Consider the following 13,968-nt stretch of genomic DNA (forward strand, 5'->3'; position numbering starts at 1 on the left):
ACCCGACAAAGGAGCCGACGAGAAGGCTCACTGCGGTCGACGACTGCAGCGCGATCGACAGCATCAGACCCCAGAGAACGGCAAGGACGGGATTGTGCAGGACCCCGCGCAGGCTGCGGCGCATGCGCTCGCCATAGGCGCGCTCGACACCGGTGCGGACCATGCGCGTTGCCCAGAGCAGAAGCGCCACTGCGCCGGCCAAATGCAACAAAACCGAAGAACCGTTCACTTCAAGCTTTCCTTACCTTTTGCCTGAACGGCAGCCGCGGGCTTACCGGCTCACATGAATCAACTTGCCAGCTTCTCAACAAAGCTGTGATCGAGCTTGCTTTCGCCAAACCAGTTCAGGCGGTTCACGCATACATGACCCGAATCTATGAGACTGTTTTCGTCGCCTTCGGTGGAACTGTGCTCCCGGCCACGTGGCACGATCAGGGTGGTGATGTTAGCTTCCTCACTCACGACCTCGGCGCTCCGGCCTATCTTGTCGCGTCCGATGCGTGGTTGCCGAACGGGCGCCGGCAGTTCGGCTGGAAGGTTGACACTGAGCCAATGCCCATTCGCGACCCAGGCGCTTCGCTCCTTCAATGCCCGCCTAATGAAATCGGCCACCCACGTGGCATCAGTGGCTGCATGGCGCGGTTGTTTGACCCTTGAGATGCCAATTGCCGGAATTCCCCAGAATGTCGCCTCTCGCGCTATGCCGAGAGTTCCGGAGTAGGCAAGGTCTTCAGCAACATTGCGGCCCTCATTAATGCCGGCAAGGACAAGGTCCGGCTTCGGCTGGTCATAGAAAAGCCAAGTCATCGCCGTCACGACGCAGTCGGCGGGTGTGCCAGAGCACGAATAGCGCTTCGCGTCGACTTGGCGCATCGTGATCGGGCGAGCTATCGTGATCGAGGAACCTGCGGCCGTGCGTTTCGCCTCAGGAGCGACAGTCCACACGTCATTGGTAATCAATCGCGCAGCTTCCGACAATTTTTCAAGCCCTGGCGCATCAACACCATCGTCGTTGCAGATCAAAATTCTCATCGAAAACTCCAGCTTGGTCCTACTCACACGTTACGATGCTGTCCCGACCGGGCGGTAACGTCCAGGGTCGGCAAATATGGTTGCAGTTCCTCGAGTGCCTCCTGCGTGCACGAATGGCCCACCACTGCGGGACGCCCCGCATCCTGCCAGATCGCTATGCTGCCATCCCTTGTAGGATGCGTCGGAAGCCTTATCCAATCGGCTCGCTTTTCTGCAAAAAGCGCACTGGCGGGCGTTTGGGGAGGTATGTGGCCCGTCAGCAAGATCGGCAAATCCTGCTCTGCCGCCCGAACAATAGCTTTAACGGACGGGCCAGCGCTTCCCATTCCATCAAAGGTCAGGAGCGGACAATCTGGAAATGGTGAGGCTTCGTTCCAGTCGGCAGCGCTTGCCAACCTTTCATACAAGACCGGAACGACCCCCGGCAGGAATGCATCCTGTGCGGCAATCTGCGCCGCAATAGGTTCCCGCATTGCAGCATGTATTGCGAAGCGCCCGGGCAATATCGCCATCAGTTCCAAGGGCTTTCCAGACAGCGGCACTGGCAACAGGCAGCCATTGATCTGCCGTTCGATCCAATCCCGGATTGCCAAGCTTCGCTCGTTTCCGGACACGGAATCTGCTCCATAAGAAGCATCGAGCACCAGAAGATCGCATTCCGGGACTGGATCCATCGCAAGAACATTGCTTTCAGGAACGACGTCCGCCGTATAAACGACCTTTGAGCCCGCACCCTCCGCGCCAAACCAAACCCCGCCGGGAACATGGCCGGATCGGCCGGTGCGGATGCGCAAGTCGCCGACATCGATTTGCGCGCCGGGCAGAAACGTCTTGATCCCCCGCAATGTTATCGGGTAATTGCGACCGGCACCGTTTCCAGCATATTGTTCCAGCATGGCCGGCGCTTCGGACAACGTTTCCTCTGTCATGAAAACTTGTCCGCAAAACCCCTGTGATTGCAGCCAGCTTAATCCGCCGATGTGATCTTCGTGTGCATGCGAGATGAATAGCGCGTCGAGCTCAGCTATCTGATCATGCTCTATTGCCGGATAGTACTCTCTACCAATCGCGCCGACCTTGATGCCGACATCGCAAACGATGCGCGTTGATGGCGTCGCCATGCCGACACAGGTCCGGCCTTTTTCGCCGAAGCCACCGAAGAGATCGACGCGGATCATGCTGCACGCCCCTCAGGAATGACCCAACCCGACTTGATTCGAATTCGAATCTGATCGCCGGCTGAGAGGCGCATCGGTTCAGGAAGGTTGAAATGGAGATCAAGGTTGCTTCCATCCAATGGCTTCGCCTCGATCCGGGCACTGCCGCCCCGATAGACGCAGCGTTGGATCTCGATGGGGATGCCGCCTGTTTCAACAATCTCTATGTCTGCTGGCCGAACACAGGCTTTCGCTCCGCTAACGACCATTTGCCGGGAACTGCAACGCAGTTGCGCTTCCTGGCCCAATATCCGCACCGAACATTCGTCATTTTGCGGAGCAGATAGTATTTCGATCGGAATAACCATGCCCTGCGCAATGAAGGAGGCCACCATATCCGTGGCAGGTTGTTCATAGAGCTCGCGCGGCGTCGCAAATTGGACAAGGACGCCCCGATCCATTACCGCGATACGGTCGGCAAGTGCCATCGCTTCGGCCTGATCATGGGTAATGTAGACGATCGTCGTTCCGGTCCTCTTGTGGAACGATGCAAACTCGTCCTCCATCGAAGCACGCAGGTGAACGTCAAGATTGGCGAGTGGCTCGTCGAACAGAACGAGGGACGGCGCGGAAACAAGGCAACGCGCCAACGCGACGCGCTGCCGCTGGCCCCCAGACAAGTTTGACGGACGACGATCGTCGAAACCCTTCAGATCAACAAGAGCAAGCGCTTCTTCGATGCGCTGTTCCCTCTCCGCCTTGGCAACCTTGGCAACCTTCAGGCTGTAGCCCACATTTTCGGCAACCGTCATATGCGGCCATAAGGCGTAGTTCTGGAATACGATACCAACCTTGCGCGATTCCGGCGGTACGTTGAGGGAGGGACTCGACATGAGATTTCCGCCCACTTTAACAGTACCTTCGCTGACCTTCTCGAAGCCGGCAATCAATCGCAACAAAGTCGTCTTGCCGCAGCCTGAAGGGCCAAGTATCGCGACGAATTCACCGTTACGCACGTCCAAGGATACATTCGTAAGCGCGTTAAATCCGGCGAAGCTTTTCGAGACGTTGTTGATTTCTAATCCCGCCATGGGAGCACTCCAGCTGGAAGATGCCGCGCAAAAAGACTGGTCAGCAGCATAAGAATGAATGTGATCGCAACGGTGAGGACGGAAATCGCCGCGGCGTAGTTTGAATCGCCACCTTGCTCGAAGGAAAAGATCACTACGCCGATAGTCTCCGAGCCTGAAGCCCAAAGGAGAGCCGACACTGTCAGCTCGCTGAATGCCGTCATGAAGATCAATATTCCGCCAGCAAGGGTAGCGGGAGCGACGAGCGGGAAGATGATCGTGCGCATGCGGCGGAACAGTCTTGCGCCAGCAACCTGCGCGGCTTCCTCCAGGGAACGATCGATCTGATGCAGCCCGCTGATCGTCGGACGCACGGCCAGGACAAGGAAGCGGGCCAAGTAAGCATAGAGAATGATCCAGACCGTGTTGTAGATCTGCAGCCCAACGATCGGCAGTGGTTTTAGAAACAGAAGGAGCGAAGCGATTGCAAGCACTACGCCCGGCAGAGCATAGGGAAGCTCGACCGAGAGGTTCAGAAAATTGGTCCACCACCTTTTTCGCCAGGTTACGATGTAGGCAAGCGGTACTGCGAGCACGACGGCAAAGAGAGCCGCGGCCAGCGAGAGACCGAAACTATTGAAAAATGCGCGGCTTGCCGCTGCGTGATCGAACATGACAAACGTATAGTTGGTCAACGTCGCGGTCTCGGCGTTCAGGGGTGTACCGTAGGCCGAGACGAGTGACGTCAAGAATAGCCCAAGAATAGGCAGCACAAGCACGGCAACGATCAAAAGCCACATCAAGATCTCGAATGTTATGCGCAAACGCCCCAGTTCGAATGGGGCCGCCGGCAGAGAGGTGGAGGCGATCCGATAATCACGGCGGCGAGCCGCATAGTCCTGAGCGAGGATGCCCGCAATGGCGATAAGTCCAATCAGGAATGATAGCACAGCAACCTCCGACAAAACGGCGGGGCCGCCGCCAGCCAGACGCTGGTAGATAAGCGTTGGAAGGACGAGATAATTCGCCGGTATTCCCAGGAATGCGGGAATACCGAAGTTGCCTACGCAAGAGACGAAAGCGAGAGCCGTGGCACCAATAATGGACGGTGTCATGAGTGGCAGGATGATCGTGCGCAAGACCGTAAGGCGACCTGCGCCGGAACTAAATCCGGCTTCCACCAATTCGCGGGGGAGCTTGCGCAATCCCGCCCGCACCATCAGAAACACCAGCGGACCGTATTGAACACCGAGAAGTACGATCATGCCCGTGGTCGAATAAAGCGGATTTTTACTGCCAAGCGGTGGCGCCATCCCGATGAGTTTAAGAAAAGGACTGGCCGGACCGAACAGCTGCAACCACGCAAGCGCCGTCACCTGTGGCGCAATGAGCAAAGGAACGACATAGAACAGAACAAATGGGCTCTTCCCGCGCACATCTGTCAGGCTTACGAGTAACGCGACACAAGTTCCGAGAACCACCGCAAATAGCGTGCCGCCGATGCCGACCTGCAGGGAATGCCACGTTGCCGTCCAGGTCGCAGAACTTGCCATCGCAGCTTGAATCGGGCGAAGCGAAAAGCTGCTCTGCGGCATAACCAGCTCGAATACCAGCCGCGCCATGGGAACGATCGAAAGCATGGCGACGACAAACGCCACCCCTGCGATCAGGGCGGTGTCAATGCCCTGACGCTCCTTTAGCCGTGTGGACATGTTGCTTCTTAGCCGCCGAACATTTGTGAGAACTTGGCCTTGTCAGCGTCCGTCTTCTCAAGCACTTTTTGGGTTTCGATCGGCATCACCGTTACCTTGACCCCTTCCGGCAGCCACGCAGGACGTCCGACGGAAGGTTTCGCGGGCAGATATCCCTGGCTCAAAGCGAGTTTCTGGCCTTCGTCTGAAAGGATGAAATCAACAAACTTCTCGGCGGCCGGAACGTTCTTTGCGGTCGACATGATTGCTACGGGCTCGGTCACGGCCGGCACGCCTTCGGACGGGAAGACAAACTCCACTGGCGAACCTTTCGCCTTGGCATTGAGCGCCATGAAGTCCACGAGAATGCCATATGGCTTTTCTCCACTTGCCACAGATTTCAACACCGCACCGTTGCCGCGCACGCTCACCACCTCGTTTGCTTTGAGCTTCTCAAAGTAGTCCCAGCCGAGATCCGGCTTTTCAGCAAAACCACTCAGCATGTAGGCGGCAGCCCCGGAGTAAAGTGGGCTCGGCATGACGATCATACCCTTATACTCTGGTTTGGTGAGATCGGCCCAATGCTCAGGTTTGGCCGCTGCGCCAGTGTTATAGGCGATGCCTGTGGTGATGAGCTTGCTGCCGAAATAGGTCTTCTCCGAGTCATAGGAGTCATGGGAAAATCCCTCGACATTGGCTTTCTCATACGCTTTCAGCTTCCCCTGCTTCTTGAGGCTTTCCATGCTTACGGCATCGGCGATGAGAAGGACGTCAGCCTGCGGGGCGCCTGCCGAAAATTCCGCGGCGAGCTTGCCCATGATATCGCTTGTCCCCGAGCGATAGACTTGGACATCAATATCAGGATTGACCTTCTTGAACGCTTCCACGGTCTTGGCAGCGTCCGCATCAGGTTGCGAGGTATACAGCATCAGCGATTGCGCATTTGCCGTTACCCAAAGCATTGAAGCGGCTAAAAAGACAGGTACGCCTATGGCCGTGCGTACATACTTGTTCATGTTGAATTCCTCCCGGGCTCAATTGTGACAAGCGCGAACGCATTGTCCGTTGCTCCTCCATGCAAAGCGCCACAACCCGTAAGGCGCCTTTGCTTGAGCGTATAATCTATGTTCATTTGTTCAGTGTCAATTACATTTGAACAGTTTTGGTGTAAAAGAGGTTGGTCCAGGAAACCGGAATGACGAGTATGGGAACCAAAGTACCTCCGATTGTGTCCTCCAACATCAAGGTCAAAACGGCTTGGCTCTACTATGTCGAGGGTCTGACACAGGAGCAGATTGCCGACAAACTGAACGTCAGCCGCGTCAAGGTCATGCGAACCCTGGCTGCCTGTACGGCCGAGGGTGTGGTGATCACAACAATCAATAGTGGCACCGCCGAGCAAATCGCTCTGGAACGCCGACTTGAGCGGCAGTTTAACCTCCACTCGGCGATCGTCATCCCAACGCCAAATTCCGCCGAGCATCTAGAAACAGCGTTGGGGCATGCTGTCGCCCACTATCTTGGCGAACAGATGCAGGACGGCACGACATTGGCGATCGGCGGCGGCGCAACGCTTTTTGCCAGCTTGCGCTTTATCGAACGGCGCAAACTTTCCAATGCCACTGTGGTCGGGCTTGTCGGAAGCCTCGCCCACTCGCGGTGGATAAACCCGTCGATTGTCGCCGCAAGAGTAGCTGAAGCCTTCGATATCGACAGCTACCAGATCACGGCCCCGGTGATCGTTACCGACGAAAAATTGCGCCAAGCACTCTGGCAGCAGCCAACCCTTCAGGACGTTCGACGACGGGCAGCGCAAGCAGATATAGCGCTTCTTACCGTGGGCGACATTTCACCGCAATCAACGATCTTCCGCCACGGTATAGTCCCACCCGAACTCATCGACTCATTGAAGGCCAAAGGCGCGGTAGCAAATGTACTTTGTTACTTCATCGATCGTCAGGGGCAGTTGGTGGACCACCCGATTAATCGCCAAGTTATGGCAATTGAGCTCGACACCATTGCACAAATCCCCAACGTTGTCATTGCTGCGGGAGGTCCGTCCAAGGTCGAGGCAATAAGAGCCGCGCTCAGCGTCGTGCCCGCTCGCGTTCTGATCACTGAAAGCGAAACGGCTACAGCTCTGCTCGGTTAGAGAACACCCCGGCTGCGCAGAAAATCTTCAAGCCCGACATGGGTAATTGACTCAAATTCCTTGACGGCCTCTGCAAAGCGCTTTCGTTGATTTATAAGTAGGGCAAATACCTGTTTCATTTCTGCCGACACCCCAAAACGCTCCCAGCGCTCTGCCACGTGAACCGGCATATCCAGATCGGCGCAGAATTCCGCGATCGTGCGATAGCCGAGCTTGTCCAACGTAGCTCTTAATTCTTCTCCGGACATACGTTCCTCGAGCGCATGATCGTGCAGCCGCTGTGCGACTAGTCGCAAATCAGCAGGAGATGAACCGATTACCCGGTTCAGTAGTGTACGGACCTCGGCAGGAAACGGCGGCATTCAGCTACTCCAGATTGGCAATGTGAAGAAGCTTATCGCCAAGCGAAAGGGCGAGCCAGCAGAATCTTGATCTCTAACTACGCTTGAAGCAATGCAGATTGGAATGTGTCCATTAACAGATACTATCCTCCGGCTTCCAATAGCGGGCCGCAGGGCGGGTAACGCCGGCAGTCATTTAGGCGAGTGAGGTCGATCTGGACATGCGGGAGGGCACGCTGCACCTGTCGCATACCTACACTCATGCCACTTGCTACCCGGATGCAGTGGATATGCGTCCCCGCGTCCCCGTGATGAAGAAATCACATGAGACAGATATCGGTTGTGAGCTTACTGGCCACACCTCTCCTTCTGGAGATGTTATCTTTTGCTTCTGCGAAGGCCCAGCCCCTCGCCCGCTGAAGCCAACAAGATAGTTTCAGAGGCATATCTTTAAACTGGCTTCCAGGGGCTACAGTGTTATGGCGACTGCTCGAGGATGATCGGATCCCCTACCAGGAATATACCTGCTGGTAACGACGTTTGCTTTATCGAGTTGACGGCAGCAAAGCGGCCTTGTGATTTATGCAACCGTCCTAGAGTTTGTCTCGGGACAGATTGTTGTGGGAATGATGACCGGGCTATTGATCAAAGCGATTTGCAAGCAAGAGAAACCAGCAGCGACTTCAGCGACGACGCCCTGAAGCAGTATTGCGACCAATCGTTTACCTGAGAGACGTTAAGATGTGGTGGCTGCTTCCAAAGAAGTATCAATTCGGCCTTATCCTCGTTGGCTTGGCCCTGGTCGGCTATGGTGCGCAGATCGTATATCGAATTGCATTTAGGGACACGCCTTCGACACTGGAGATGTGGTCCATGATGCTCCTGCTCGCAGCGGCGGTCCTTGTCTCAATCCTGCAACTCATCTGGCGTCCCGTCTGGCGATGGTTTCCCTCTGTGCAGCGTCAGACTTTTCCCAATCTCAATGGCACGTGGACCGGCCAGGTATTGTCGACCTACTCTGATCCGAAGACGGGAATTCAAGTGCCACCGATCCCCGTCGAGATCGCTATCCGACAGGGGCTTTTTTCCACGTCGGTTTCGTTCAAGTCCGGTGAGACGCAATCCTATACGACACAGTGCTTCCTGAAGCCGTTCTACCAGATAGGAAAGTTCAGAATCTGGTACATCTACGATACTGATCCGCAGGCGCAGTACCGCAGTCGCGCCATGCCGCATGAGGGCGTCTGCTACCTTGATCTCTATTTCGATGAAGACAGGAACAAGCTGAGGGGGAGCTACCATACTGAGCGCAAGACGACGGGTGAAATTGTCGTCGTACGATCGTCCGGCAAGCGATCTGCAGCCGCACGGTCGCGATAGCCCACCCTTGAGCGCATTGCCATGGAACGCATTTGAACAATCCCCCGTCAAGGGATCGAGCAAAATGGAAGGGGCATGTCAAAGTTAAATGACGGCCAATCTGTCCGGGCACTAGCCTGACCTCTGACCGACAATTATGGAGGTGATGGCGATGAAGCTTGATGAGCATCCACCCGAGACATGGCGGTATGTTCTGGTTAACATTAGAAGCATGATCAAGATGATTGTTGCGGACGCAAGGTATCCGCACCGGCTTCGACAGGTCGAGATCGACCGGCTCGCCCGCCTGCGCCACTCTGAAGCGCGGATTATGGCCGAACTCGCCAAAGATCCTTCCACGGGCGTCCTCACCGAGCAGTAATCCTTTGGTTTTAACGAACACCGGCGCAGGGCTTTTGCGGTTGGCGCCGCAACGCAGCCGGACATCGCGCTGCCAAATCTCGTCAACGGCACGCCCTATGGCAGTGCAAACACCTTGCACGGCGCGGTAATGCCTCGCAACTTATGTTCACCAAGCTCAAACAGCGGCTGCTTTGTATGCGCGGCGAAGATACCCGACACCAACACCGTGTGTCCCAGCGGCCGGCACAGTCCCTCCAGCCGGCTGACGAGATTTACCGCGGGACCGATCGCGGTAAAGTCGAGGCGGTCGGCAGTACCAATATTGCCCCACAGCATCTCGCCGAGATGCAACGCCGTGCCAAACGACAAGGTTGGCATGCCTTGTGCAGCGCGGGCACGATTGAGATGGTTCATGCCGGCGCGTGCGGCGCCGACCGCGCGCAGCGCCGCATCGCAGGCGGAGGCAGCGTTCCTCTCGCCAATCGGAAAGATCGCCAGAACGCCGTCACCGATGAATTTCAGCACCTCGCCGCCGAAAGCATGAACGGCGCCGGCAATTCGGTCGAACCAGGCGTCAAGAGCCGCAACGACATCTTTTGCGTCCGAGACCTCCGACAATTCCGTGAAGCCGCGTAGATCAGCGTAAAGCAAGCCCGCCCGGATGGTTTCACCGGGCTCGCGTCGCAAACGGCCGGCCAGTACCTGTGCCGCGCTGCGCCGGCCAAGATAGGTCGTCAAGAGTTCGACCAGGGTCGAGCGGTTGGCCAGCAACGCTAGGGGCGCTGCAGCAAAGCGCGCCACTTGGCGCAGAAGATCCGATTCGGCCTGGCTGAACTGCCGGCTCGCGGTCCAGGCAAGCATGGCCCCATCGGACGGAGCGCCAGCGAAATCGACCTGCACACCGGCGCCAAGAGCGGCCAGCCAGTTGCGCGCAACATGCACGTCATCTGCATCGGCAGGGCCGGCGAGGCCGAGGGCCTCGATGACCTTTCCGGTATCGGCACGCCACAAAAACGTGCGTCGCTCAATGATCGGATGGGGCGCCAATTGGGTGAGCGCTCCGCCAGCCAATGGTACGCCGTCGGCGGCAAGGGTTGCAGCAAGCTCGGCCAGAAAGACGGCACCGTCCTCACACGCAATTGCCTTGTCGACGAGGAAAGATAGGGAAGATGGCAGTCGCATGGCGGCAATTATGCAGCGGTGTCTCACAGCTGTCATGAGATTTTGTTTCTTGCCTGAGACCTCGATTTGCTTAAATTTGCTCAAAACTCGTGGACATGACATGCCGTCCCCAACCGGAGGAGGTCGCCGATGACCGAGACGCTTCACAGTGAGATCGAAATTGCTGCCCCACAGGCAACGGTCTTCGCCTTCCTGACCGATCCGGACAAGATCCTGCGTTGGATGGGCACCAAGGCGACGATGGAGCCGCATCCGGGCGGCGTCTATCTTGTCAGCATGAACGACACGCATACCGCCCGCGGCCATTTCGTCGAGGTGATCCCGGTCCACCGCCTTGCCTACAGCTTCGGCTGGGACGGCAATGAGAGCGTGCCGCCCGGATCAGGGCTGATCGAGATCGACCTTATCGAGACGGACGGGGGCACGCTCGTACGATTCACCCACGGCGGGCTGCCGGACGAAAAGGAACGTGCCAGCCATGAAAAGGGTTGGACCCACTACCTGCGCCGACTTGCCGTCGCTGCGGCGGGAGGTGAGCCTGGACCGGATACGCCGGTTGAATAACGCTAACCGGCAGCACAGTGACCCTAGAATGATCCAAGAACGGTCCCAAGTCCGATAACGGCAATGAGCGAGATCAGTGCTCCAACAATTGCTGCCATGACGATATCGACATAGCTTTCCTTGTGCGATGAGCCGCACACGAAAAGCAGAGTAACGACTGCACCGTTGTGGGGAAGGCTGTCAAGCGTACCTGCGCCGATGACCGCGACGCGGTGCATGAGGCCCGGATCGAGGCCGATCGTGTTGGCGATGGTCATGTAGGCTGGTCCAAGCGCACCGAGCGCTATCGTCAATCCACCCGATGCCGAACCTGTCAAGGCAGCTAGGATATTGGTGGCAAGAGCCAGCAACACCAGCGGACCGCCCTCGACTCCAAGGAACCTAGTTCTTTACGACTTCAAACGCGGGAAGGCCCACAACGACAGCGCCGAACCCCACGAGACTGGCAACGCTGAGGATAGGCAGCACTGAAGCATTGGCTCCCGCGTCCATTGTTGTCCGCAGGCTCGGTAACCGTCGATAATTGGTGGTGACAAGCACAAGAATGGCAGTTGCGAGCGCGACAATGACAGACCAGACGCCACCCACGGCTACAAACGATGTGGCTCCGCATCGCTCGTCGTTCAGGAACGTCGCATCCATCCTCGGCAGCACGACGAAGGATATGAACAAATTGGTCAGAACGACCACCAGCAGAGGCAGGGCCGCCAGGCGAAACGGCGGCAGGGTTTCAGTATGCCCGCCGCGTTTGATTTCGTCGTGGTCAAATTCCCTTGCCCTCGTGGCGCGCTCGCGGATGAGCTCGTCATCGGCGGCGGCATTGGGATCGGCCGAACCCGCGTAGGTGTAGCCCCCCTTGCGCCTCGCTCTGCCTTCAGCCCGATTGCCGATGCAATCAGCCCAAGACCGGGAGCAGCAAAGGGATTGGTGCCGAAGAATGGCATTGGATGGCAAATTGGATCACCGGTGTACCGGGCATGGCTGACATGGTGAATGTCGAGGTCCCCAGTGCAATGGCGGCCGGCATCAGCCGGTGCGGGATATTGGCTGCCTTGAACAGGGCGTGGCCCATGGCCGCCAGGACGAAGAAGGCGACAAAAAGGCTGACGCCGCCATAGGTTATGAAGGCTCCCGCGAGAACGATCGCCAGAATCGCACGCTGCGTGCCGAGTTTTCTGTCATACAGGCGGCAATTGCTTCCACCGACCCGCTCGATTCCATGAGCTTGCCGAACAAGGCCCGAGCAGAAAGATGGGGAAAAATTGCGCCACGAACTGGGCAGCGTTGCTCATGAAAGTCTCAGTCCAGTTCGCCAGAAGCGGTTCGGTGGAAGTAAGGCCGCCAACAGCGCGCAGGTTGGTGCCAGAAGCAAGATGCTCCAGCCGCGATAAGCAAGTCAGATCAAGAGACCAAGTGCGATCAGGATCGCGGGAATTCCCATCGGCCATCACACCTGTTCAAGAATTGTATCAAGCAGGGTATCAATGTCGAAGGACGAACGGACGCCAAGGTCGGCACCATGGTCCTTGAGGAATGCCTCGGCGCGCGCGTGGCCTTCGAGGCGCAACATCGTCAGAAATTCCCATTCGGCATTGAGCTTCGAGGAGACACCAAGTTCGACCATCTTCGGGGTGGTGATGCGGTGGATGCGCATGTCGGCCCATTGTTCGACCCATTCAACGTGTTCGAGGCCACCTTCTTCTGCGATGAGGCGCTTGAACATCGCGAGGCCGCGAAGTTCCTTCTTGAGGCTGGAGTTAAAGGAGATCTCGTTGAGCCGGTTGAGGATATCGCGGGCCGTTTTTGGTACGCCCGGGCGCTCGATGGGGTTGATCTGGATTAAGAGGGTGTCGCGCGCCTTGCTCTCGCGGATGATTGGCGTAAGCAACGGATTGCCGGAGAACCCGCCGTCCCAATAGGGATCGCCGTCGATCTCGACGGCCTGATGAATAAGGGGAAGGCAGGCCGACGCCAAAAGGACGTCGACGTGCATTTCCGCGTTGCGAAATACGCGTGGCAATCCGGTCCTCACGTTGGTCGCATTGACGAAAATCTTTACTTCCGACTGCTTGAGGGCGTCGAAATCAATGCATTCCTCCAGAACGTCGCGAAGCGGATTGACATTGGTCGGATTGGTTTCATAGGGCGAAAACAGACGGCTGAAAATATCGTAGAAGACATAGCCCGGAGAATTGTCGAGAGACCAGTTGCCCATGAAGACGTCGAAAGGCGTACGCTGTATGGGGCTGTATCGTGCTGCGTCGCTCACCCGACGCCAGAATATTTCAAGAGCCGCTTTGGCTCCTTCGGGACCGTTCAGGGCAAAACCCGAGACGAGGGCAGCAGCGTTCATCGCTCCCGCCGACGTTCCAGTAACGCTCTCGACCGTCAACCAAGGTTCGTCGAGCAAGCGCTCGATGACACCCCAGGTAAAAGCGCCGTGCGCCCCGCCGCCTTGCAGCGCAAGGTCGATCGGCAGAGGGTTGCGCGTATTGGCATTTAGAGCTTCAGACCTGTCGTCATTTGCCGTGCCCATCAACCTTACCCCTCAAGACGGCCGGAAAGGCTTGCCAGGCGATGTCGATGCAAGACACCTTTATTGCACCTCAAGGCCCCCAAGGCCGGTCTCCCGGAACTATGCTGCAGTGCAGCAACATTGGCAAGTGGTCGTACGAACTTCGCTGCCGGATGTCAGCAGGGCTCTGAAAAATTGATTGGTTCCAAATTGTCGATCGCAAATTCGCGGCAGGATGGTTCATCAGGCCTTTATTTCGGCCGGCGAACGGCTCTGACCTTGCCGGCACCAGCGTCACCGCAAAAAAACCGATCTCCACCATCGGACTCAAGTCCCGATACGGGCAAGCCCGCTGGCATGTCGACGCGTTCCAGGATCGTTCCGGTCATCGGATCGACGCGCCGAACATCGCTATCCTCGCCCTCCCAGGTCCCGTGCCAAAGCTCGCCATCAACCCACGTCACGCCAGTAACAAAGCGGTTGGATTCGATGGTGCGCAAAATTGCCCCGGTTTCGGGATCGATCTGATGGATCGTGCGGCC

12 protein-coding genes and 3 pseudogenes are annotated in these 13,968 nt (G+C 57.2%); 4 read left to right on the forward strand and 11 right to left on the reverse strand.

Translation table 11 applies throughout. The annotated features are described in order from the left end of the window. The 6 genes and pseudogenes from AAAB35_RS05530 to AAAB35_RS05555 form a co-directional block, all read right to left on the reverse strand. Positions 1 to 229, reverse strand: a pseudogene (locus AAAB35_RS05530) (Na/Pi cotransporter family protein); the annotation flags it as partial. Positions 230 to 288: 59 nt separating this feature from the next. Then, the gene (locus AAAB35_RS05535) at positions 289 to 1,032 is read right to left on the reverse strand and encodes a 5'/3'-nucleotidase SurE (protein WP_340667223.1); all 744 of its coding nucleotides are present in this window, start codon (positions 1,030 to 1,032) and stop codon (positions 289 to 291) included. A gap of 23 nt (positions 1,033 to 1,055) precedes the next feature. Further along, complete coding sequence (locus tag AAAB35_RS05540) at positions 1,056 to 2,210, reverse strand: MBL fold metallo-hydrolase (RefSeq protein ID WP_340667224.1); 1,155 nt, start codon at positions 2,208 to 2,210, stop codon at positions 1,056 to 1,058. Further along, complete coding sequence (locus AAAB35_RS05545; protein ID WP_340667225.1) at positions 2,207 to 3,280, reverse strand: ABC transporter ATP-binding protein; 1,074 nt, start codon at positions 3,278 to 3,280, stop codon at positions 2,207 to 2,209. Before AAAB35_RS05545 ends, AAAB35_RS05540 begins: the two co-directional genes overlap by 4 nt. After that, entirely contained in the window at positions 3,268 to 4,971 is a 1,704-nt protein-coding gene (locus AAAB35_RS05550; protein ID WP_340667226.1) for an iron ABC transporter permease, read from the reverse strand. Before AAAB35_RS05550 ends, AAAB35_RS05545 begins: the two co-directional genes overlap by 13 nt. An 8-nt stretch (positions 4,972 to 4,979) precedes the next feature. After that, entirely contained in the window at positions 4,980 to 5,966 is a 987-nt protein-coding gene (locus AAAB35_RS05555) for an ABC transporter substrate-binding protein (RefSeq protein ID WP_340667227.1), read from the reverse strand. Positions 5,967 to 6,145: 179 nt separating this feature from the next. Between AAAB35_RS05555 and AAAB35_RS05560 the strand changes: the two genes are divergently transcribed. Beyond that, positions 6,146 to 7,102 (forward strand): sugar-binding transcriptional regulator, encoded by a 957-nt coding sequence (locus tag AAAB35_RS05560; protein WP_340667228.1) that lies wholly within the window; start codon positions 6,146 to 6,148, stop codon positions 7,100 to 7,102. Here the strand turns inward: AAAB35_RS05560 and AAAB35_RS05565 are convergent. Further along, positions 7,099 to 7,464 (reverse strand): hypothetical protein, encoded by a 366-nt coding sequence (locus tag AAAB35_RS05565; RefSeq protein ID WP_340667229.1) that lies wholly within the window; start codon positions 7,462 to 7,464, stop codon positions 7,099 to 7,101. The genes AAAB35_RS05560 and AAAB35_RS05565 overlap by 4 nt on opposite strands. Before the next feature lie 720 nt (positions 7,465 to 8,184). Here AAAB35_RS05565 and AAAB35_RS05570 point away from each other — a divergent pair. Further along, positions 8,185 to 8,823 (forward strand): hypothetical protein, encoded by a 639-nt coding sequence (locus AAAB35_RS05570; RefSeq protein ID WP_340667230.1) that lies wholly within the window; start codon positions 8,185 to 8,187, stop codon positions 8,821 to 8,823. 151 nt (positions 8,824 to 8,974) lie between these two features. Next, positions 8,975 to 9,184, forward strand: coding sequence for a hypothetical protein (locus AAAB35_RS05575; RefSeq protein ID WP_340667231.1), 210 nt, complete (start codon positions 8,975 to 8,977; stop codon positions 9,182 to 9,184). Between the two features lie 95 nt (positions 9,185 to 9,279). Here the strand turns inward: AAAB35_RS05575 and AAAB35_RS05580 are convergent, their stop codons facing one another. After that, positions 9,280 to 10,347, reverse strand: a complete 1,068-nt coding sequence (locus AAAB35_RS05580) for an adenylate/guanylate cyclase domain-containing protein (RefSeq protein ID WP_340667234.1) — start codon at positions 10,345 to 10,347, stop codon at positions 9,280 to 9,282. 129 nt (positions 10,348 to 10,476) lie between these two features. Here AAAB35_RS05580 and AAAB35_RS05585 point away from each other — a divergent pair, with 129 nt between their 5' ends. Continuing rightward, a complete protein-coding gene (locus tag AAAB35_RS05585) occupies positions 10,477 to 10,911 on the forward strand; it encodes an SRPBCC family protein (protein ID WP_340667232.1) in 435 nt (144 codons plus the stop codon). Between the two features lie 23 nt (positions 10,912 to 10,934). Here the strand turns inward: AAAB35_RS05585 and AAAB35_RS05590 are convergent. From AAAB35_RS05590 to AAAB35_RS05600, 3 genes and pseudogenes are all read right to left on the reverse strand, one after another. Continuing rightward, positions 10,935 to 12,352 (reverse strand): annotated as a pseudogene (locus AAAB35_RS05590) (GntP family permease). A 6-nt stretch (positions 12,353 to 12,358) separates the two neighbouring features. Further along, the gene (locus AAAB35_RS05595; protein ID WP_340667233.1) at positions 12,359 to 13,447 is read right to left on the reverse strand and encodes a patatin-like phospholipase family protein; all 1,089 of its coding nucleotides are present in this window, start codon (positions 13,445 to 13,447) and stop codon (positions 12,359 to 12,361) included. 230 nt (positions 13,448 to 13,677) lie between these two features. After that, a pseudogene (locus tag AAAB35_RS05600) lies at positions 13,678 to 13,968 on the reverse strand (glutamine cyclotransferase); the annotation flags it as partial.

This window comes from Phyllobacterium sp. (assembly GCF_037994425.1).
In the GTDB taxonomy this organism is placed as follows: Bacteria; Pseudomonadota; Alphaproteobacteria; order Rhizobiales; family Rhizobiaceae; genus Phyllobacterium.

Bases quoted from the DNA above. Each gene is read 5' to 3' on its own strand.
- AAAB35_RS05535 (WP_340667223.1), bottom strand. From the start codon at position 1,032: ATGAGAATTTTGATCTGCAACGACGATGGTGTTGATGCGCCAGGGCTT.
- AAAB35_RS05540 (WP_340667224.1), bottom strand. From the start codon at position 2,210: ATGATCCGCGTCGATCTCTTCGGTGGCTTCGGCGAAAAAGGCCGGACC.
- AAAB35_RS05545 (WP_340667225.1), bottom strand. From the start codon at position 3,280: ATGGCGGGATTAGAAATCAACAACGTCTCGAAAAGCTTCGCCGGATTT.
- AAAB35_RS05550 (WP_340667226.1), bottom strand. From the start codon at position 4,971: ATGTCCACACGGCTAAAGGAGCGTCAGGGCATTGACACCGCCCTGATC.
- AAAB35_RS05555 (WP_340667227.1), bottom strand. From the start codon at position 5,966: ATGAACAAGTATGTACGCACGGCCATAGGCGTACCTGTCTTTTTAGCC.
- AAAB35_RS05560 (WP_340667228.1), top strand. From the start codon at position 6,146: ATGACGAGTATGGGAACCAAAGTACCTCCGATTGTGTCCTCCAACATC.
- AAAB35_RS05565 (WP_340667229.1), bottom strand. From the start codon at position 7,464: ATGCCGCCGTTTCCTGCCGAGGTCCGTACACTACTGAACCGGGTAATC.
- AAAB35_RS05570 (WP_340667230.1), top strand. From the start codon at position 8,185: ATGTGGTGGCTGCTTCCAAAGAAGTATCAATTCGGCCTTATCCTCGTT.
- AAAB35_RS05575 (WP_340667231.1), top strand. From the start codon at position 8,975: ATGAAGCTTGATGAGCATCCACCCGAGACATGGCGGTATGTTCTGGTT.
- AAAB35_RS05580 (WP_340667234.1), bottom strand. From the start codon at position 10,347: ATGCGACTGCCATCTTCCCTATCTTTCCTCGTCGACAAGGCAATTGCG.
- AAAB35_RS05585 (WP_340667232.1), top strand. From the start codon at position 10,477: ATGACCGAGACGCTTCACAGTGAGATCGAAATTGCTGCCCCACAGGCA.
- AAAB35_RS05595 (WP_340667233.1), bottom strand. From the start codon at position 13,447: ATGGGCACGGCAAATGACGACAGGTCTGAAGCTCTAAATGCCAATACG.